Here is a 20,055-nt window from a genome sequence, read left to right on the forward strand (position 1 = left end):
AACAAGGGGAATCCTGTCGTACACGCCTTCTACCAGGCACTTCCGGAAAAACACTCCTCGTCGTACGCAGGGACGAATAGCGTGCGAGGAGCCGAGCCGCTCCCCCACCTGGAGTTCCGGATGCCCCACGCCGACGCCCATGCCCAGCCGCACCACGGCGACCTCCGGCGGCTGCGACGCAGGTATCGATTACAGCGCCGGGTGACCACACTGCTGGCACTCGGTTACTTCACGGCCTTCCTGGTCCTCTCCGCCGGCTACCCCGCCCTCATGGCCCGCCCGCTGCTCGGCGGCCTGCCGACCGGCCTCGTCCTGGCCCTCTCCCACGTTCCCGTCACCTGGCTCGCCGTGCTGCTGTACGAACGCACCGCGCGGCGCTATGTGGACCCCATGGCCCTCCGGGTCACCCGGCACGCCCCGTGGGCCGCCGGGGCCGGGCGGGAACAGCTGCCGTGACCGCCTTCGGCAGGACCGCCGAGGCATGGTCGCTGGTCGCCTTCTGCGCCGCCGTCACCGTGACACTGCTGCTGTGCGTGCTCACCGGCCCGGACCAGGACGACCTGGACGAGTTCTACACCGGCTACCGGTCCCTGTCCCCCGTGCGCAACGGGCTCGCGATCGCGGGCGACTACATCTCCGCGGCGACCGTGCTGACCATCGGCGGGGTCATCGCGCTGTGCGGGTACGACGGCGTCGTGCTCGCCGTCAGCACGCTGCTGTCGCTTCTGGTCCTGATGTTCCTGCTGGCCGAACCACTGCGCAACACGGGCCGGTTCACCATGGGGGACGCGCTGGCGCGGCGCATGCCCGGACGGCCGGTGCGGGTCGTCGCCTGTCTCGTCACCATCGCCTCACTGGTGCCGATGATGCTGGTCCAGCTGGCCAGCACCGGACAGCTGCTGGCGTTCATCCTGGGTTTCTCCAGCACGGCCCTGAAGACCGGCTGCATCGTCGGAGCGGGCGCGTTGATGATCGTGTACGCGGCCATCGGCGGTATGCGGGGCACGGCGCTGCTGCACATCCTGAAGATGGTGGCGCTGCTGGGATCCGGTGTCGTGATCGCCGTGCTCGTGCTGCGCACCTTCGACTTCAGCCCCTCGCACCTGTTCGGCGCGGCCGCCGAACGGAGCGGGGCGGGCGGGGCCTTCCTGCGCAGCGGTCTGCAGTTCGCCGGTGGTCCGCATCCGCGGCTGGACATGGTGACGACCCAGTTCGCCATCGTGCTCGGCGGCGCCTGCCTCCCCCATGTCACCATGCGCATGTACACCGCCGACAGCGCACGCCAGGTACGGCGGTCGATGTCCTGGGCGGTGTCGTCCGTGGCCCTGTTCGTCCTCGTCGTCACGGTGATCGGGGTCGGGGCGACGGCACTGGTCGGCCGCGCCGGGATCGCGGCCCAGGACCCCCGGGGCAACACGGCCTACCTGCTGGCGTCGCGGGCGGTCTTCGGCGAGCACGTGTCCCGCCCGGAGACCCTGCTGTTCACCGCGGTCACCACCGCCGTCTTCCTCACCCTGCTCGCCTCGGTGGCCAGCATGACGCTCTCCTGCGCCAACTCCCTGGCGCACGACGTGATCGCGTCCCGTCGCTCGGGCATGTCCCCGGTCGCCGAGTCGACCGTCGCGCGGGTGTCGGCGGTCGCGGTCGGAGCCCCGGTGATCCTGCTCGCCGCACTCGTCCAGCACCGCAGCCTGCAACCACTGGCGACCCTCTCGTTCTGCCTGGCGGCCTCCGCCATCGCGCCCGCGCTGGTCTACAGCCTGTTCTGGCGCCGCTTCACCCGCACCGGCCTGCTGTGCACCCTCATCGGCGGCTCGACGGCGGTCCTGGTCCTGATGCCGGGTACCAACCTGGTCTCCGGCTCCCCCACGGCGGCGTTCCCCGGCGCCGACTTCAACTGGTTCCCGTTCACCACCACGGGCCTGGTGTCCATTCCGCTCGGCTTCGCCTTCGGCTGGATCGGTACGATGCTGCCGGGGCGGCGCGCCCGGCAGGAGGCACGCGCACGGTACGAGGCCGTCGAACCGCTGATCCTCGCCGGTCCACGGCGCAGACTCCGGCAGTAGCACCGCGAAGCCGCTGCGCCATGCCGCCCAGTGGAGCAATCCCCGGTGCGCCGGGGCCCGGCACTGCAGGCTGGACCTCTTGTCGAGATCGTGTGCCAGGAGTCCCTTGTGCGCAGGCCGCATGAGCCGAGCCGTCAGGCATGTCGTCCGCCCGCCGACCCGTGCGAGCGCGCACGCGGGAGCGCGGGGTGAGGCACGGTCGTGGCTCCCCCGCGGACCGTTCCGAGTCACCGGCGGGCAGCACGGCGCGGACCCGGCCACCCGCTCCCCCGGCCTGGATGCGCCGGCTTCCGGTCCTGTACGTCGTCGCCGTTCTGCTGCTCGAGCCCGTCACGCCCGTGGACTGGCCGGTGAGCTTCGTACTGATCGCGCTGCCCCTGGTGACCGCCTTCGCCCACGGGCCCGTGGTCGTCGCCGGTACCACGGTGTTCGCCATCCTCTTCGAAGGGGTGCTGGCCGGCACCCCGTGCTGCGCGGGCCGCTCCGTCGGCTACCTGTGGGACCGCCACTACGTGGCCGCCTACGTGTGCACCGCCCTGGTGGGCACCCTCGGCACCATCCTCGCCGTGCACCGCGTCCGCCGTGAGCGCACGCTCGCCGACGTGCGCTTCGTCGCCGACATCGCCCAGCGCGTCCTGCTCAGGCCCGTTCCGCACCGGATCGGCGACCTGCTGCTGGAAAGCCTCTACCTCTCCGCCACCGCGGAGGCCCGGATCGGCGGGGACCTCTACGAGGCCCTCCCCACCGCCCACGGCGTCCGGCTCCTCATCGGCGACGTCCGCGGCAAGGGCCTGCTCGCCGTCGAGACCGCGGCCGCCCTGCTGGGCGCCTTCCGCGAGGCGGCCCACGACGAACCCGACCTGCCCTCCCTGGCGGACCACGTGGAGACGAGCATGACCCGCAGGGCGGCACAGCTCGCCGGAAACGAGAAGGACGAACGGTTCGTCACCGCCGTCTTCGCCGAGATCCCCGCCGACGGCCACCAGGTCCGCGTCGTCAACTGCGGCCACCCGCCCCCACTGCTCATCCGCACCGGCGAGGTACGGGAACTGGACCGGGGGCGGTCCGCCCCACCCCTCAACCTGGGCATGCTCGTCGACGACCCGTACCAGGTCGACACCTACCCGTTCCGCCCCGGCGACCAGCTCCTGCTGTACACGGACGGCATCACGGAGACGCGTGCCCCGGACGGCTCCTTCTACCCGCTGCTCGAGCGCCTCCACACCTGGGGCCCGCTGCCACCCCGTGAACTCCTGCAGCGGCTCCACCACGACCTGCTCGTCCACAGCCAGGACCGCCTGCAGGACGACATCGCGGCACTCACCGCCCGGCTGCTCCCCGACGAGCCGCCCGCGCCGCCCGCGCCGCCCGCCGAAGAGTTCCGCGGGGGTGGCGGATAGCGTGCTGTCATGCGCGTCGACCACTCACCGGAATCCATGGACCCCGGCTCGTTCTACCGTCTGCTCACGGCGGTGATCGTGCCCCGGCCGATCGCCTGGGTCTCGACCCTCACGGCGGACGGCCGGACGGCCAACCTGGCACCCCACTCGTTCTTCACCGTCGCCTCCACCGATCCGCCCGTCGTCCAGTTCACCTCCGTCGGGCGCAAGGACTCACTGCGCAACGTGGAGGAGACCGGTGAGTTCGTGGTCAACCTCGCTCCCGAGCCGCTCTTCGAGCAGATCAACGCCACCGCGACCGACTTTCCCAGTGACGAGGGCGAGTTCGACGCCGTGGGCATCGAGCGGGAGCCGTCGCTGCGGGTGCGGCCGCCCCGTGTGGCCGCGTCCCCCGTGGTGCTCGAGTGCACGCTGCACTCGACGCTGGGGCTGGGCAACTCGACGGTGGTGTTCGGCCGGGTCGTGCACGCCGCCGTGAGTGACTCCGTCCTGGTGGACGGCCGCCCGGACATCGGGCTGCTGCGCCCCCTGGCCCGGCTGGGCGGGAACGAGTGGGCCACGGTCGGGGAGATCCGCGAACTGGCGCGCATACCGTACCGGGACTGGTCCCGACCGGATGCGGTCCTCACTCTGACTAGTCTTGCCCCGTGACCAGCTTCGACCAGGCAGGCAGCGCCCCCAGGCCGCAGTCGCTGATGCTCAGTTTCTTCGGCATCCACGTCCTCGGCCGGGACACCGCTCTGTCGTCCAGCAGCCTGATCGACGTCTTCGCGCAGGCCGGGATCACCGAGGAGGCCGTACGGTCCACGCTCACCCGGATGGTCAAACGCGGCCTGCTGGAGCGGCACCGGCGGGGCCGCAAGACGTACTTCGGTCTGACTCCACGGGCCGTCCGTGTCCTGCAGGAAGGGCACGACCGGATCTGGCGGACGGGGGCGGTCAACCGGACCTGGGACGGTACCTGGACCCTGGTGGGTTTCTCGCTTCCGGAGGCCTGGCGCAGTGAGCGGCACGATCTGCGCTCCCGGCTGGTGTGGAACGGGTTCGGCCCGCTGCAGAACGGTCTCTGGGTGGCGCCCGGAACCGTGGACGTGCCCGAGGTGGTGGCGGGCCTCGGCCTGGACCCGTACCTGCGCGTGTTCCAGGGGGCCGTGGCCGGGGCCCCGACCGAGGCACGGACCGTGCTTCTGACGGCGTTCGACGTAGAGGCCATCGCCAAGGGCTACGAGGAGTTCCTCACCCGGTGGGGCTCGGACGCCGAGGTCCCGGACGGCGCCGACGACACGGGTGCGCTCGTGCGCCAGCTGTTGCTGCACACGGACTGGCTGGAGCAGGTACGCCAGGATCCGCACCTGCCTGCCGAGCACCTGCCCGAGGACTGGCCGGCGGGCCGGGCGGAGCACTTGTTCCGGACGCTGGCGCGGCGTTACGAGGGACCGGCCCGGCGGCAGGCGGCCGGCGCCCTGGACACGATCACCCCCGGCGCCCCGCCGGAGTGAGCCCGACCGTATCCGGGCCCGCGGCCGAGTTCCGGCGCGGGCCCGCTTCGGCATACCCGCGCACCCACCGCATCGCTCCCACGTCGATCGACATTGGGCACTCTATTGACCGTGGTCGAAAAACTGCCCTACATTCATCGCGTTCCCGGCGCCGTCGTCCCCGCAGCTCTCGCGCCTGCCGCGCATACCTCGCATCTCCGCCGCTCAAAGGGGAGCCCCACGTGTCCACAGAAACGCGCACCCAAGTCGACTCCACCGCCGCCCGGCCGGCGTCCGGTGGCCTGCCCGTCGGCACCCTCGTGGCCGGCTGCTTCGCCGTCCTGCTCGCCCAGATCGCCCTCGCCATGCCGGCCACCCTCAACGGGCTCTTCCAGGAGGACCTGCACCCGGTCGGCTCCCAGCTCACCTGGATATCGGACGCGTTCCTGCTGCCCGTCACCGTCCTGGAGCTGACCTTCGGCGTCCTCGGCGACCTCTTCGGACGCAAGCATCTGCTGGTCGGAGGCGGAGCACTGCTGGTCGTCGGTGAGGCCCTGGCCGCCGCCAGCAACGGCATCCACATGCTCTGGGTGGGCCAGGCGATCGCCGGACTGGGCGCGGCCGCGCTGATCCCCACGTCGCTCGCGGTCATCGCGGCGGGCACCCACACCACCCGTGACCGGGCCCGTACGATCGCGATCTGGGCCGCGTGCCTGTCCGGCGGCGGTATCGTCGCCCCGGTCCTGGGCGGAGTGACCGGGAACTACGGCTCCTGGCGCTGGGCCTTCATCGTGGTGACCGGGCTCGCCGCCGTCAGCACCCTGCTCAGCCAGTTCCTCGCGCAGAACTCCAGCGCTCCGGAAGGCCGTTCCCTCGACCTCGCGGGGCAGGTGACCATCGGTGTCGGCCTGTTCGCCCTGCTGTACGCGGTGATCCAGGGCCCGTCGGACGGCTGGACCGCGACTCCGGTGGTCATCGCGTACGCCGTCGCCGCCGTCTTCATCGGTCTGTTCATCGTGGCCGAGCTGCGCTCCGACGCGCCGCTGCTGCGCCTGGACCTGTTCACCAACCGTGCTTTCGCGGTGGCGTCGTTCGTGGCCGTGGTCGGCATGTTCAGCTACCTCGGCACCGCCTACGCGACCAGCATCCGGCTCGGCCCCATCCAGCACCAGAGCCCGCTGCGCGGCTCCTTCGCCTTCGTCCTCCTCAACGCCTGGACGTTCGTGCTGCTGCCGGTGACCGCCCGGCTGCTGGAGCGGGTCAGCGCGCGCTGGGTACTCGGCTCCGGTCTCGCGCTGATGGCCGCCGGTGACTTCGTCGCCGCCACGATGCCGGTCGACGACCGCGCCCTGACCTCACTCGTCCTCCCTCTCGGCCTGGTCGGCATCGGCTTCGCGCTCACCGTCTCCTCGATCACCGTGACCGCCGTCAACACGGTCCCCGTCCACTACGCGGGCATGGCGAGCGCCTCCACGAGCCTGCTGCGCGACTTCGGCTTCACGCTCGGCCCCGCCGTCATCGGGGCGATCGCCCTGAGCCGCGCGGCCGACGAGTTCCACCAGAAGCTGGCCGCCTCCGGCCTGAGCACCCAGGTCAAGGCGGCCGCCGGCCAGGTCGCGGCCGAGGGCGGACCGCTCGCGGTCAACTCGGTTCCCCCGGCCTCTCCGCCCGGGGGCGCCTCACCCATCGCCTTCGACGCCCTCGGCCACGGCTACTCGATCGGCTACGTGGTCTGCGGCGTCGCCGCCCTGGCCTGCTGCTTCCTGTCGCTGATCGCCCTGCGCGGCAAGGGCGACGAACAGACCGCGGCCGGCATCGCCGCGGAGGAGCAGCCCGCGGTGGTGTGAGGACGGCCGCGCCCGCACGGCCGACGCGGCTCGACATCGGTACATGACCGCGTTGCCTGGACCTTCCCCTGGCAACGCGGTCATGTCGTTCAGCCGTTCCTGCGCGCTACACCGCCGTAGAAGCCGATCTCGCCGGACCGGGCCGGCGGGGTTGTGTCGGGGCGCCAGAACGGAACCTGGGCGATCCCGGGCTCGACCACTTCGAACCCGTCGAAGAAGCGCTCGACCTCGGCGCGGGTCCGCAGGTTCAGGGTGGCGGTGGCGTTGCTGTACACGGCCTCCGCTCCGCTGCGGTCGGCGAAGTCGCCCGTGGCGTGCGAGAGCACCAGGAAGCTGCCGGGCGGCAGTGCGTCGCGCAGGGTGGCGACGATCCGCGCCGGCTCCTCCGCGTCGGTGAGGAAGTGCAGGACGGCGACGAGGAGCAGGGCGACCGGCTCGTCGAAGTCGATGACCCGGCGGACGTCGGGATGTTCCACGATGGCCTGCGGGTCGCGCAGATCGGCGAGCACGACGCCGGTCGTGCCGGAGCGGCTGAGCAGCGCGTTGGCGTGCGCGCTGACGATCGGGTCGTTGTCGACGTACGCCACGCGCACGCCGGGCGCCACCTCCTGGGCGGTCTCGTGGACGTTCGGCGGGGTGGGCAGCCCGGTGCCGACATCGAGGATCTGGCGCACGCCACTGCCCACCACGTACCGGACGGCGCGGCGCAGGAAGGCACGGTTGGCCCGCACGCCGCTGCGCGCCTCGGGGGCCGCGGCGGCGAGTTCGTCGCCCGCCCTGCGGTCCACCTCGTAGTTGTCCTTGCCGCCCAGGAGGTAGTCGTAGATCCGTGCGGGGTGCGGCCTGCTGGTGTCGATCTCGACCCTCACACCGTCCTGTGTCACGCTGCGCTCCTCTCGACGGACCCACCACGGTCCCCGACCGCTGCGGATCCCGGCAGTTTGCCACACCAACTTGCGGACGGGCGCGGGTGGTTCGGGGTACGGCCGGTCGGTGTGCTACCCAACGCCCCCGGGATCGTCCGTGGTTGGTAACAGATGTGCTGACGGCCTGGCGTCACACCACAGACCGTGGGCCCCGGAATCGCCCGGGGCCCACGGTCTTGATGTGCTGACTCGCAGCGTCACCATCGGTACCAGCGGCCCTTGCGGCCACCGGTGTCCGCGGTGCGCACGACGAAGCCGAGCAGCCAGACGACCAGCACGACGACCGCGATCCACCACAGTGCCTTCAGCGCGAAACCCGCGCCGAAGAGGATCAGGGCCAGCAGCAGAACGAGAAGCAGGGGAACCATGTTTATCAACCTCCGCCGCTTCTGGTGCCCGGCAATTGGGGCAACACACAGTCGATTTCCCGGGTTTCTTCACCAATTCCACGGGCACCGGTTGGAGTTCCTTCACGACACGACGTGACGCCCCGTCCCGATCGGCAGGCATATCCGGCGTGCAGCCAGGAACCCGGTTGGTCCCCGACAATCGAAGGAGGAACACCATCGTGTCCCAGGTCGAAGAATCCATCGAGGTCAACGTCCCGGTCCGCACCGCCTACAACCAGTGGACCCAGTTCGAGACCTTCCCTGAGTTCATGGACGGCGTGGAGCGCATCGAGCAGCGCAGCGACACACTGACCCACTGGGTCACCAAGGTCGGCGGTGTGCAGCGTGAGTTCGACGCGGAGATCACGGAGCAGGTCCCCGACGAACGCGTCGCCTGGACCACCGTGAGCGGTGAGGCCAGGCAGGCCGGCGTGGTCACCTTCCACCGGCTCGGCGAGGACCGCACCAAGGTCATGCTGCAGATGGAGGTGGCCCCCGAGGGCGTTGCCGAGACCGTCGGTGACAAGCTCGGCTTCGTCAAGCGGCAGGTCACCGGCGATCTCAAGCGGTTCAAGGGGTTCATCGAAGAGCGCGGGGGTCTGGAGACCGGCGCGTGGCGCGGAGAGGTCTGACCCGACGAGGTCGTCGGAGTCAGCCGAGTCCGAGGGTGCTCAGGGTCTGCTGAGCCATCCTCGACTCTCCGAGGGCGTTGGGGTGGACGGGGACGATGTTGGTGCCGAACAGGAGTGGTTCGATCCACCGGGTGCCGGGCGGCCTGCAGGCATCGTGACCTTCGGACGCCTGGGAGAAGTCCACGAAGGTGGCGCCGGTCTCCTCGGTGGCGCGTTCCACGACAGCGTTGAGGTGCGCCTGGATTCCCCGCAGGTACGGCACGTCACCGGAGGCGACCGGCAGCTTCGCGAAGCACGACGGGTCGGCGTCGGCGGGCACGATCCACGGGTAACCCAGCACGGCCACACGGGCGTTCGGCGCCTTCGCCCGGACGCTGCGCAGTGCGGTCCGCAGCGCGGGATAGGTGTCCTTGTCGATCTGCTCGTCGAACGAGCTGCCGTGCTGGTCCTTGCAGGGGCTGCCCCGTCCGCCGCTGAAGACCCCCGCCGAACCGCAGGCGAGCACGGCGTTGATGAAGGTGCCGTTGTCGTTTCCACCGATCGTCAGTGTCACCAGGCCGGTGTCCGGTCCGACGGCGTCGAGCTGCGGCGGCACTCCGGGGTACTGGGCCCCGGTGAAGTCCTTGGTCTGCGCGGCGCCGCAGCTGACGTCCGTCAGCGCGGCGCCCGTCCGGGCGGCGACGACGTGCGGGTAGTTCGCCGTGGAGCGCAGGCACAGCAGGTTGGTGACATCCACCGGCAGGACGCCGGAGCCGGCGCTGTAGCTGTCACCCAGGGCGGCGTACTCCAGGGGCGCGGCCGCGTGTGCGGCCGGGGCGGCGAGGCTGAGTGCGACGGCACCCACGGCTGCCATTGTCGCGGTCATGACACTATGAAGGGCATGCATCGGCGTGTGCTCTCTTCTCGGAAGCGGACGCGGCTGGTTCGGGCACGGCGGTGCCCCGCGGGCGTGCTGGTGGCGAGAGTTCAGCGGCTCGGGCAGGGGGAAGTGCCGACGGCCGCGCCGTGGGCACAGGGCGCACACGCCGACGACCGCGGAGAACGGCGCGTGGGGTGACCGCACGTCCTACCGATTAGTAATGTGCGGCCGGTTGGACACCGCGTCAACGCTGTTGACGGCACTTCTTCGATCCCGCAGGTGACGGGTGACGGGGCTGAGCGTCCCTGCACGGGGTAACCGAAGTTCAGGGAAAGGCAAAGTCCGCAGTACGAGAGGGAGATGTCATGCCGGGTGTGGTGGAGCGCATCAAGGAATTCGCCAGGAGCCCCCAGGGGCGGCGTACGGCCGAGCAGGTACGCCGCGCGGCGGCCGACCCCCGGCGACGGGCCCAGGCCCAGCGGCTGCTGGGCAAACTGCGGGGGCGTGGCTGACTCGGGCCGCCGGCGGCGGAAGACGAACGGGCCGGTCTCCGGCGGGGCGACGTCCCCCGGAGACCGGCCCGATGCCGGACGGCAGACCTACTGTGCGAGCAGTCCCTCGCGCAGTCGGGCCAACGTGCGGGAAAGAAGGCGGGACACGTGCATCTGGGAGCAGCCGAGGTGTGCGCCGATCTGCGCCTGGGTCAGTTCCTCGACGAATCGCCAGTGCAGGATCTGCCGCTCGCGCTCACTGAGCGCGGCGATGAGGGGAGCCAGCGAGTTGAAGTCCTCCACGAGCCCCAGCGTCGCGTCCTCCGCGCCGATGAAGTCGGCCAGCACGCTCTCGCCGTCCTCGCTGCTGTTGATCGCGGCGTCCAGGGAGGCGGCGCTGTACCCGTTCGAGGCGAGCCGGGCTTCGATGACCTCGTCCTCCGTGAGGCTCATCAGCTCCGCCAGCTCCTTGGCGGTCGGCGTACGGCCCATGCGGCTGCGCAGTTCCTCGGTGGCGCGCGCCAGCTGGACGCGGGCCTCCTGAAGTCGGCGGGGCACGTGCACGGCCCAGGAGGTGTCGCGGAAGAACCGCTTGATCTCGCCGACGATGTAGGGGACGGCGAAGGAGGTGAACTCCACCTCACGGGACAGCTCGAACCGGTCGATCGCCTTGATCAGCCCGATCATGCCGACCTGGACGATGTCCTCCATCTCCTCCGGGCCGCGGCTGCGGAACCGGCCGGCCGCGTAGCGGACCAGGGACATGTTCATCTCGATCAGCGTGTTGCGCGCGTGCTGGTACTCGGGCGTGCCCTCCTCCAGTACCGCCAGCCGGTCGAAGAAGAGCCGGGAGAGTTCACGGGCGTCCTTCGGCGCCACGGCCGAAGGGTCGGCGACCTCCGGCACATCGACCACTGTCTGCGGACCGGCGTTCCTCACCGTCGCGGCCGTCATATGCCCCTCCCCATGCCGAAATGTCCGACGTACGTTCGTACTGCCGATGAGCCGCGGCTACCCGGGTCCGCAGCGGATATGCACGGCACGTCGACTTTGCCGCGTGCGTGGAGCGCCGACGGTGCTGCCGGAGATGGCGTGGGCGAATCGGCTCAGGGCGGAGCACATCGGCATGCGTCGTGGCCATTGCGGCATGGCGCAGGTGACAGGCACACGAGCGACGCTCTGAGCAGCCGCACCGTGAAGGCGGCGGACTGCGAAGGAGTGATCTCATGGGACGGTACGATCTCGCCCTCATCGGATTCGGCGGCGTCAATCGCGCGCTTGCCGAGCTCGTGTCCCACAGCGGGGAGCGCCTGGCCGAGGAGCTGGGCTTCGCCCTGCGGGTGGTGGCGATCACCGATCTGCGGGCCGGTTCCCTGGTGCTGAGGCGGACGTAGTGGCCGACGTTCTTGTGGGCGACGAGCAGGCGGCCGTTCGGGATGAGCTCCTTGGCGCGTGCCTCCCCCAGCGGCTCGGTGACGACGATAAAGCTGCCGACGTTGATCAGCCGCTTCCGGAACCACGGCATCGACCTGTCGGTGTAGGCGTCCGTCGCCGCCATGACCTGCTTGGCACGGACGGTGCCGTGCAGGGTCTCCACCAGGAAGCCACCGCCGGGGAGGCGGGTGAGGCCGGTGGCCGCGTTGCGCTCGTGGATCTCGGCACCGGCGCGTTCGGCGGCGTCTGCCAGGCCGCCGACGAACTTGCCCACGTGCAGGCCCGCGCTGAGCGAAGGGCAGGTAGCCGATGGGTGTGCCGTGCAGGAGGCTGAGGGTCTCCTCGATCCAGGTGCCGCCCATCAGCCAGTCGACGCCGAGTTCGGTGGCCGTCCGCGCGGAGGAAAGAGCCTGGTCCCGGTGGGTGCTGACGACTTCGAGCCAGGTGGTGGCGCCCATGTCCCTGATGCGGGTGTGGAGTTGGGCGAGGGTGCGGGGGCCGACACCGATGTCCTTGAATCCGATGTGGGTGATGCCCAGGTCGGCGATGCACCGGAGTCAGCGCGATGGCGGTGGCGGCCCTCGCCTGGCTCGGCCGCTGACCGAGCAGCCTTCCCGAGGCGGTGCGGCCCTCTCTCGCCGATCGTCACACGGCCAAGGCGGCTGCCCGACAGCTTCGGCGCCGACAAGGGCACCAAGTCCGAGCGTTCGGCCCGGTCGCGTTGTTCGTATGCGGCGGCATCGGGGACCGGACCGCCGGGCCCGCCGCCGGTGTCCGACGGCCTGGTCGGAGGGCCGAGGAACGACGGTGCGGATCCCGCGCCGACCCAGGTGGCTTCCGAGGGCGCGGGACGAATAACCGCGGTCCGCCCAGGACGGCGTCCGGTCGGACCCTCGGTCCGGCGGGGCCCGTTGCGCGGAACACGGATGCCGGCCATGACGGCCTCCGGCGCCGCGGCGTCCTGCCCAGGACCGAGCGAAGCACTACTAGGCTCGCGCCATGTCCAAGACCGAGATCGACCTGGTGACAGCCGACTTCTTCGCCGCCTTCGACAACCGGGGCGGCCGGGCGGCCGACGTGGCACGGATACGCCGGCTGATGCTCCCGACGAGCGTGATCGTCAGGACCGGCCCGGAATTCGCGGTGTACACCGTCGACGAGTTCATCGAGCCCCGTCGGCGCCTGCTGGCCGATGGCCGCCTGGTCGAGTTCCACGAGTGGGAGACGTCCGAGGAGACGAGGATCGCCGGCGACATCGCCTCGCGGTTCAGCACGTACCGCAAGTCCGGACGGCTGGACGGTGCGGCGTTCAGCGGTGACGGGAACAAGACCCTGCAGTTCGTCCGCACCTCGGCGGGCTGGCGGATCTCTGCGGTCGCCTGGCACGACCAGCCGTGAGTCCTCGGGTGCGTTCCTCGGGTTTGACGTGGTCGATCGCGTCAAGGTGGACAGTATGGGCCAGTCGACACGAGAGATCGAACGCAAGTACGCGGCACCGGCTGCGGACGACATGGCGTGGCTGTCCGCCCTGGCCGGGGTGAAGAGCGCCGCGTCCCTGAACGACCGCGGCATCCAGGACCTGGACGCCGTCTACTACGACACCGCCGACCTGCGGCTGGCCCGCAGGTCGGCGACACTGCGGCAGAGGACGGGCGGCACGGACGCCGGCTGGCATCTCAAACTGCCCCTGGCCGGCGACAGCCGCGAGGAGATCCGCTGTCCGCCGGCCGACGAGGTGCCCGGGGAACTGCGTGAGCTGGTGTTGTCCCGGACGCTCGGTGCGCCGCTGCGGCCGGTGGTGCGGATCCGCACCACCCGTTCCGTGCGCGAGCTCGCCGATGCCGAGGGCGGCGTGCTGGCCGAGATCTGCCTGGACACCGTCCGCGCCGACTCCCTCCTCGAGGAGGGCGGGCACGCCGTGTGGACGGAGATGGAGGTGGAGCTCGCCGAGGGCGCCGACCCGGCGCTCCTGGACGACGTGGAGAAGGTGCTGCGCAAGAACGGCGTCGACCGCGCGCCCGCGCCGTCCAAGCTCGCCCGCGCACTGGCCGAGACGGCACCGGCCGGGTACGCCGGCCGGGAACCGCGCACCACGGAGGCCGCCCGCGGTTCGGTCGGCGAGCATGTGTCCGCGTATCTGAGTGCCCAGGTCCGGGCACTGGTGGATCTGGACCCGGCGGTGCGTCGCGGCACGGCCGACTCGGTGCACCGGATGCGCGTCGCGTGCCGCCGACTGCGCGGCGCCCTGCGCGTCCACCGCTCCGTCCTGGAGCGCGAGGCGGTCGACCCGCTCCGGGGTGAGTTGCGGTGGCTGGCCGGTGAGCTGGGCGAGGAGCGCGACCACGAGGTGCTGGCCGACCGCCTGGCCGCGGGCGTACGGGAACTGCCCGACGAGCTCGTCCTCGGCCCGGTCGCCGCACGTCTGCGGGCCTGGGACGTGGCGCGCGGGGACGCGGCCCGCCGCCGGACCCTCGACGCGCTGGCCTCGGCACGCTACCTCGCGCTGCTGGAGCGGCTGACCGGGCTGAGCGATCGACCGCCGCTGCGCGCCAAGGCCTCCCGCAAGCCGAAGAAGGTGATGGCCAAAGCCCTGCTCAAGGAGTTCGAGCGGCTGCGGCGACGGATGGACCGCGCCCTGGAGCTCCCCCCGGGGCCGGACCGCGATGCCGCCCTGCACCAGGCCCGCAAGGCAGCCAAGCGGTTGCGTTACACCGCCGAGACTGCCCGTCCCGCCCTCGGTAAACCGGCCCGGCGCCTCGGCAAGCGCGTCAAGGCCGTACAGCAGGTGTGCGGCGACCAGCACGACAGCGCCGTGGCCCGGGACATGCTCCGCCGGCTGGCCGTCGCGGCTCACGCGGCAGGCGAGCCCGGTTTCACGTGGGGACTGCTGCACGGTCAGGAGCGGGCCGCATCGCACACGCGGGAGCAGGACCTGCCGGAGGTCTGGCGGCGGGCCTCGAAGGCACGTTCGCGCAAGGCGCTGCGCTGACCGGTCGCATCCGCGGTCCAGGTTCGCCTGTGCCGGGGGGCGCTTGCCTCGAACGGCCTCCGGGCATGCTCCAGCGCTGTCCCGAGACGCCCCCGGGGCGATGCCACCAGGTCCGGGGCCGGGCGTCGATCCCGGACGTGCTCCCGCGCACGGCACTGCGCCGACCGGACGCTCGCCGGGGCCGGCGGTCACCAGTCCGGGCTCGCGGAGGCGACTCCGGGCCCGGGGTCGCCGGCGCCTGGACCGACGGTGAGCCGCGCACACGCGTCCCGCGCGGGGCAGCGCGCCGCCCGGGGCCCAGTGACCAGTGCCGGACCGGGCGCAGGCCTCGAACGACCCCGGCGCGCTGATCGGTGACGCCCCCGGGGCCGCGGTCACTGGTGCCTGGGCCGGGGGTGGGGAAGCTGTTCGCGTGCGCTGCGCCATTGTGAGCGCGTCTGCTCGACGACGTTGTCCCACTCCCGGCGGATCTCGTTCTCGGACGGTCTGAGCCCCTGCCGGATGCGGACGAGCTCGTCACGGACCTCCCTTCCCACCGCTGCCGACACCACGATGACGAACATGGCCCCGAAGAGCGCCGAGATCATGGCGAAAACCGCGCCGACGGTTCCGTACCGCGAGACGTAGGTGTCGAAGAGACGCGGCAGATAGACGGAGGCACCCAGCGAATACACGGCGATCAGCACCGCCGCGACGACGGCGAACGACAGCAGGGCCCTGCCGCCGATCCGCTTCGCCGAGAGGATCCAGCCGCTCCAGACGAGGAACGCGGCGGTCAACGGCACCTCGCACGCCACGGCCGCCAGACCGAGCCGCCCACCGGACAGGGCCGCGTGGATCCACCCGCTGATCGCCATGTAGCAGCTGACGGACAGGAGCCACCACAGACCGTTCCGCGTGTTGCGCACGCTGAGCGGTCTCAGTTCCCAGGCCTGCTCGAACAGCCGCTGTGCCGCCCGTGCGAAGCTGAGAGCGGAGATCACCAGGAACACGGCTCCGACCGCCCCGACGCTCTCGGACCCTCCCCCGGCCGGGGAGAACAGATCCCGGACCGCTTCGGCGCCGTCACCGCTGAGGCCGTACCACCCGATGATCGCGTCCGAGATGTCCTGGCCGAGAGCGTTGCCGAAAACGGCGCCGACGAGGATCCCGAGCGGGATCAGGGCGGTCAGGGCGCTGGAGGCCAGGGCCATCGAACGATCGAACCCGACGATCCGCTGGAAGCGGTAGATCACGCGCAGCACGAAGGCGGGGCGCAGCCAGAACGTCAGGGTTCTGATGACGCGTTCGCGGTCGATCACGGCCGGTTCGTCCTCCGTCGGCGCGCCTGGCCCCTGGTCACAGACCGAGCGTAACGGACAGTCAGAAGGTGGTGCGGGACGACACGAGTGGCCTCAGGACGCTCGAAACATTTCGAGCCCGGGAACGAATGATGCGAGAACCATTGACGCCCACCGGTGTCCTTGGCAGCCTCCTAGTCCTCGAAGAGCCCGAATGTCATGGCCTGATCAAGACAGTCGGAAGCTCGTATCTCTCACCCCGCACCCGACCGCACGAGGAGAGCCATGAAACACTTGAAGCCCCCCGGCCGGCACCGCGCCCTGTCCCTCGGCCTGGTCGTGGCGGCCACGCTCACCGGGGCCGGGACGGCGACCGCCGCCACCCCCGCGGTGCGGGCCGGCACGCTGGGCGCCCAAGCAGCCCAGTCGGGCCGGTACTTCGGTACCGCGGTGGCATCGGGCAAGCTCGGCGACACCACGTACTCGACCATCCTGGACCGCGAGTTCAACATGGTCACCCCGGAGAACGAGATGAAATGGGACACCACGGAACGGTCCCGCGGCTCGTTCGACTTCAGCGCCGCCGACCGGATCGTCAGCCACGCCACGGCCCACGGACAGCGCTTACGCGGCCACACCCTGGTCTGGCACTCCCAACTGCCCGGCTGGGTCAGTGGTATCAGGGACGCGAACACCCTGCGCAGTGTGATGAACGATCACATCACCAAGGAGATGACCCACTTCAAGGGCAAGGTGTACGCGTGGGACGTCGTCAACGAGGCGTTCGCCGACGGCGGCAGCGGTCAGCACCGCAGCTCGGTGTTCCAGAACGTCCTGGGTGACGGCTTCATCGAGCAGGCCTTCCGCACCGCCCGCTCGGCCGACCCGTCCGCCAAGCTCTGCTACAACGACTACAACATCGAGAACTGGAGCGACGCCAAGACGCAGGGCGTCTACCGCATGGTCCGCGACTTCAAGTCGCGGGGCGTCCCCATCGACTGCGTCGGCTTCCAGAGCCACTTCGGCACCGGCGGCCCGCCGGCGAGCCTGCAGACGACGCTGTCGAACTTCGCCGCCCTCGGCGTGGACGTGCAGCTCACCGAGCTCGACATCGCCCAGGCACCGGCGGCGGCGTACGCCAACACGGTGAAGGCGTGCATGAGGGTGGCACGTTGCGCCGGCATCACCGTCTGGGGCATCCGGGACAGCGACTCCTGGCGCAGCGGGGACAACCCGCTGCTGTTCGACCGCAACGGCAACAAGAAGCCCGCGTACCAGTCCACGCTGACCGCTCTGAGCGGTACGGCGGCGACACGCGGCACGAGGGGCTGAGCCCGCCCATGAGGGTTCCCGCGGACCTCTACCCGGAGACCGAGCCGTACGACAGCGGCATGCTCGATGTCGGGGACGGCAATCGCGTCCATTGGGAGGTCTGCGGGAACCCGCACGGCAAGCCCGCGGTCATGCTGCACGGCGGGCCCGGCTCGGGGTGCGACGCGGGGTTCCGGCGGTACTGCGACCCGGCCGCCTACCGCATCGTGCTCCTCGACCAGCGCGGCTGCGGGCGGTCCACTCCCCATGCCGGCGCGTACGACACCGACATGAGCGTCAACACGACGGCCCACCTCGTCGCCGACCTGGAGCTGCTGCGCCGGCACCTCGGAATCGAGCGGTGGCTGGTGTGGGGCGTGTCGTGGGGGTCCGTACTCGGGCTGCGGTACGCGCAGACGCATCCGCGGGCCGTGTCCGAACTGGTCCTCGCGGCGGTCGGGACCGGATCGAACGCCGAGGTGGCTCTGCTGACCAGAGGACTCGGCCGGATCTTCCCCGAGGCGTTCGAGAAGTTCCTGGCCGAACTGCCCGAGGGAGAACGCGACGGCAACCTCGCGGCCGCGTACAACCGGTTGATCGAGTCTTCCGACCCGGCGGTGCGGGCACGCGCGGCGCGGGCCTGGACGGACTGGGAGACGGCGACGATCCCGGCGCCGCCGCGTTCGGTCGCCCGCTACGAGGACCCCCTGTTCCGCACGGGTTTCGCCCGGACCGTCACCCACTACTGGGGCAACGACCACTTCCTGGGCGCGGGCAACGACGAAGGGGTGGTCCTCAGGGACGCGCACCTCCTCGAGGGCATCCCCGGCACCCTGGTCCAGGGCAGCCTCGACTTCGGCAACCTGCTCGGCACCGTGTGGCGTCTCCATCACGCCTGGCCCGGCAGCGAGTTGGTCGTGGTGGACGAGGTCGGGCACACGATGGGCGCGCCTGGTGTGGTGGACGCGCTGGTGGCGGCGACGGACCGCTACGCCCACTGACGGCCCGTCCCCGTTCGGCAGCCGGCACACCCTCCCGGCTCGTTCATCATCATGAAATTAAATCACGTGCACGTCTATTGACGCACGCATGACACCTCCCTAGCGTCTCCGGAAAGCGCTTTCTGCCCGGAGTGGTGGACACTCGGCCGCAGGACGCGTTCACGCACTCGAACAGACCCATGTTGCCGCACACAACCTGGAGACGAACGATGCACCTCAGACCAGTGATCGCGTCCGTCGGCCTGCTGGCAGGCACCCTCGTGGCGCTGTCGGGCACCGACGCGCAGGCCGCGTCCGCGCGTTACGAGGCAGAGAGCTCCCCGGCCGTCTGCACCGGCAGCGTCGACTCCGACTGGACCGGGTTCTCCGGCAGCGGATTCTGCAACGGGACCAACGCGACCGGCGCCTATGCGCAGTTCACCGTGAACGCCGCCACCGCCGGCACGGCGACACTGAACGTCCGCTTCGCCAACGGCACCACCGCAGCGCGGCCGGCCGACCTCGTCGTCAACGGATCCACCGTGCAGAGCCCGTCCTTCGAGGCCACGGGCGCCTGGTCGGCCTGGGCCACCAAGACCCTGACCGTGTCGCTGAAGGCGGGCAGCAACACCGTCCGCCTGGCCCCCACGGCCTCGGGCGGCCTGCCCAACATCGACTACCTCGACGTGGAGACGAGCGGCAGCACGACCCCGCCGACGAGCGGCGCACTGTACGTGGCGCCGAACGGCACCGACGGGGCGGCCGGGACGCAGTCCGCGCCGACCACGCTCACCTCGGCGATCAGCCGGGTCGCGCCCGGTGGGACGATCTACCTGCGCGGCGGTACGTACAACTACTCCTCGACGGTCACCGTCCCGGCCGGTACCGACGGCACCGCCGGCGCCCGCACCACCCTGTCCGCCTACCCGGGCGAGACCCCGGTGCTCAACTTCTCGGCCCAGAGCGAGAGTCCGTCCAACCGCGGGCTCCAGCTGAACGCCTCGTACTGGCACGTCTACGGCATCACCGTCGAGCACGCCGGCGACAACGGGATCTACGTCGGCGGCAGCAACAACGTCATCGAGCGCACGGTGACGGCGTACAACCGCGACACGGGGCTGCAGCTCGGCCGGATCGCCTCCAGCACTCCGAGCGGCCAGTGGCCGTCCAACAACCTCGTCCTGAGCTCCGAGTCCCATGACAACGCCGATTCCGACGGCGAGGACGCCGACGGCTTCGCGGCGAAGCTCACCACCGGCACCGGGAACGTGTTCCGCTACGACGTCTCCCACAACAACATCGACGACGGCTGGGACCTGTACACCAAGACCGACACCGGCGCCATCGGACCGGTGACCATCGAGTACTCCCTCTCGTACAACAACGGCACCCTCTCCGACGGCACCGTGAACGCCAACGGCGACCGCAACGGATACAAGCTCGGCGGCGACGGCATCGCGGTCGATCACGTCGTCCAGCACAGCATCGCCTACCACAACGGCCATCACGGGTTCACCTACAACAGCAACCCGGGGAGGATGACCATCTCGAACAACGTCGGCATCGACAACGCCGAACGCAACTTCTCGTTCGACAAGGGCACTTCGGTGTTCCGGAACAACACCTCGTGCCGGTTCGGCGTCAGCGGGTCCAACGACAAGACGACCGGTGACGCCGACAGCTCGAACCAGTTCTGGACCGGCTCGAACGGCCCCCGGTGCTCCTCGTACAGCGGTGCCCTCGGCTGGTCCTTCGCCGCGGACGGACACCTGGTGGTGACCTTCGGCGGTACTCCGGTGACGCCGTAGCTCCGCGGGCGGTCCGTCCGGGGCACCCGGGCGGGCCGCCCGAAGCGAATCCACGCGGCCCGACGCCGGTCCCCCGGCCGACGGCCCCTCCGCACGGCCCCGCCTGGTCCGGGGCGCCGGCTGGTGCGACGCTGGGTGGAGAGGTGTCCGAGGGGAAACCGGGAG

General features: G+C 70.8%; 18 protein-coding genes and 2 pseudogenes. 14 read left to right on the forward strand and 6 right to left on the reverse strand.

Going from position 1 to position 20,055, the window contains the following annotated elements:
- Positions 1–81 precede the first annotated feature (81 nt).
- From ACWC21_RS09345 to ACWC21_RS09370, 6 genes are all read left to right on the forward strand, one after another.
- Positions 82–456 (forward strand): DUF485 domain-containing protein, encoded by a 375-nt coding sequence (locus ACWC21_RS09345; RefSeq protein ID WP_450879756.1) that lies wholly within the window; start codon positions 82–84, stop codon positions 454–456.
- Positions 453–2,066 (forward strand): sodium/solute symporter, encoded by a 1,614-nt coding sequence (locus ACWC21_RS09350; RefSeq protein ID WP_450879758.1) that lies wholly within the window; start codon positions 453–455, stop codon positions 2,064–2,066. The genes ACWC21_RS09345 and ACWC21_RS09350 overlap by 4 nt, the downstream gene beginning before the upstream one ends.
- Before the next feature lie 278 nt (positions 2,067–2,344).
- Positions 2,345–3,466: a PP2C family protein-serine/threonine phosphatase gene (locus ACWC21_RS09355; protein WP_450879760.1), complete on the forward strand. Its 1,122-nt coding sequence runs from the start codon at positions 2,345–2,347 to the stop codon at positions 3,464–3,466.
- Between the two features lie 9 nt (positions 3,467–3,475).
- Positions 3,476–4,117: a flavin reductase family protein gene (locus ACWC21_RS09360; protein ID WP_450879762.1), complete on the forward strand. Its 642-nt coding sequence runs from the start codon at positions 3,476–3,478 to the stop codon at positions 4,115–4,117.
- Complete coding sequence (locus tag ACWC21_RS09365; protein ID WP_450879764.1) at positions 4,114–4,965, forward strand: PaaX family transcriptional regulator; 852 nt, start codon at positions 4,114–4,116, stop codon at positions 4,963–4,965. Before ACWC21_RS09360 ends, ACWC21_RS09365 begins: the two co-directional genes overlap by 4 nt.
- A gap of 221 nt (positions 4,966–5,186) precedes the next feature.
- A complete protein-coding gene (locus tag ACWC21_RS09370) occupies positions 5,187–6,791 on the forward strand; it encodes an MFS transporter (RefSeq protein WP_450879766.1) in 1,605 nt (534 codons plus the stop codon).
- 89 nt (positions 6,792–6,880) lie between these two features.
- On the opposite strand, the gene ACWC21_RS09375 is transcribed toward ACWC21_RS09370, so the two are convergent.
- Both ACWC21_RS09375 and ACWC21_RS09380 read right to left on the reverse strand, forming a co-directional pair.
- A complete protein-coding gene (locus tag ACWC21_RS09375) occupies positions 6,881–7,675 on the reverse strand; it encodes an SAM-dependent methyltransferase (protein WP_450879768.1) in 795 nt (264 codons plus the stop codon).
- A 239-nt stretch (positions 7,676–7,914) separates the two neighbouring features.
- Entirely contained in the window at positions 7,915–8,085 is a 171-nt protein-coding gene (locus ACWC21_RS09380; RefSeq protein ID WP_388793265.1) for a hydrophobic protein, read from the reverse strand.
- Between the two features lie 200 nt (positions 8,086–8,285).
- On the opposite strand from ACWC21_RS09380, the gene ACWC21_RS09385 reads away from it, so the two are divergent.
- The gene (locus ACWC21_RS09385) at positions 8,286–8,738 is read left to right on the forward strand and encodes an SRPBCC family protein (protein ID WP_450879770.1); all 453 of its coding nucleotides are present in this window, start codon (positions 8,286–8,288) and stop codon (positions 8,736–8,738) included.
- 19 nt (positions 8,739–8,757) lie between these two features.
- Here the strand turns inward: ACWC21_RS09385 and ACWC21_RS09390 are convergent, their stop codons facing one another.
- On the reverse strand, positions 8,758–9,603 hold the full coding sequence (locus ACWC21_RS09390) for an SGNH/GDSL hydrolase family protein (RefSeq protein ID WP_450879772.1): 846 nt from the start codon (positions 9,601–9,603) through the stop codon (positions 8,758–8,760).
- A 359-nt stretch (positions 9,604–9,962) separates the two neighbouring features.
- Here ACWC21_RS09390 and ACWC21_RS09395 point away from each other — a divergent pair, with 359 nt between their 5' ends.
- Positions 9,963–10,109, forward strand: coding sequence for a hypothetical protein (locus ACWC21_RS09395; RefSeq protein ID WP_389142747.1), 147 nt, complete (start codon positions 9,963–9,965; stop codon positions 10,107–10,109).
- A gap of 87 nt (positions 10,110–10,196) precedes the next feature.
- On the opposite strand, the gene ACWC21_RS09400 is transcribed toward ACWC21_RS09395, so the two are convergent.
- On the reverse strand, positions 10,197–11,042 hold the full coding sequence (locus ACWC21_RS09400; protein WP_450879774.1) for an RNA polymerase sigma factor SigF: 846 nt from the start codon (positions 11,040–11,042) through the stop codon (positions 10,197–10,199).
- Positions 11,043–11,314: 272 nt separating this feature from the next.
- Between ACWC21_RS09400 and ACWC21_RS09405 the strand changes: the two genes are divergently transcribed.
- The gene (locus ACWC21_RS09405) at positions 11,315–11,482 is read left to right on the forward strand and encodes a hypothetical protein (RefSeq protein ID WP_450879855.1); all 168 of its coding nucleotides are present in this window, start codon (positions 11,315–11,317) and stop codon (positions 11,480–11,482) included.
- On the opposite strand, the pseudogene ACWC21_RS09410 reads toward ACWC21_RS09405, so the two are convergent.
- A pseudogene (locus tag ACWC21_RS09410) lies at positions 11,482–11,796 on the reverse strand (FAD-dependent oxidoreductase); the annotation flags it as partial. The gene ACWC21_RS09405 and the pseudogene ACWC21_RS09410 overlap by 1 nt on opposite strands.
- 725 nt (positions 11,797–12,521) lie before the next feature.
- On the opposite strand from ACWC21_RS09410, the gene ACWC21_RS09415 reads away from it, so the two are divergent.
- Together ACWC21_RS09415 and ACWC21_RS09420 are read left to right on the forward strand one after the other, a co-directional pair.
- Positions 12,522–12,920 carry a DUF4440 domain-containing protein gene (locus tag ACWC21_RS09415; protein ID WP_450879776.1) on the forward strand — a complete coding sequence of 133 codons (399 nt, stop codon included), beginning with the start codon at positions 12,522–12,524 and terminating at the stop codon, positions 12,918–12,920.
- Positions 12,921–12,975: 55 nt separating this feature from the next.
- On the forward strand, positions 12,976–14,511 hold the full coding sequence (locus tag ACWC21_RS09420; protein ID WP_450879778.1) for a CYTH and CHAD domain-containing protein: 1,536 nt from the start codon (positions 12,976–12,978) through the stop codon (positions 14,509–14,511).
- A gap of 374 nt (positions 14,512–14,885) precedes the next feature.
- Here the strand turns inward: ACWC21_RS09420 and ACWC21_RS09425 are convergent, their stop codons facing one another.
- On the reverse strand, positions 14,886–15,812 hold the full coding sequence (locus tag ACWC21_RS09425) for a hypothetical protein (protein WP_450879780.1): 927 nt from the start codon (positions 15,810–15,812) through the stop codon (positions 14,886–14,888).
- Positions 15,813–16,076: 264 nt separating this feature from the next.
- Here ACWC21_RS09425 and ACWC21_RS09430 point away from each other — a divergent pair.
- The 3 genes and pseudogenes from ACWC21_RS09430 to ACWC21_RS09440 form a co-directional block, all read left to right on the forward strand.
- Positions 16,077–17,114: pseudogene (locus ACWC21_RS09430) on the forward strand (endo-1,4-beta-xylanase); the annotation flags it as partial.
- A gap of 17 nt (positions 17,115–17,131) precedes the next feature.
- Positions 17,132–18,103 (forward strand): prolyl aminopeptidase, encoded by a 972-nt coding sequence (gene pip / locus ACWC21_RS09435; RefSeq protein WP_450879782.1) that lies wholly within the window; start codon positions 17,132–17,134, stop codon positions 18,101–18,103.
- Positions 18,104–18,312: 209 nt separating this feature from the next.
- Positions 18,313–19,890: a carbohydrate-binding protein gene (locus ACWC21_RS09440; RefSeq protein ID WP_450879784.1), complete on the forward strand. Its 1,578-nt coding sequence runs from the start codon at positions 18,313–18,315 to the stop codon at positions 19,888–19,890.
- The last annotated feature ends 165 nt before the right edge of the window (positions 19,891–20,055 follow it).

It is taken from the genome of Streptomyces sp. NPDC001348 (genome assembly GCF_053597535.1).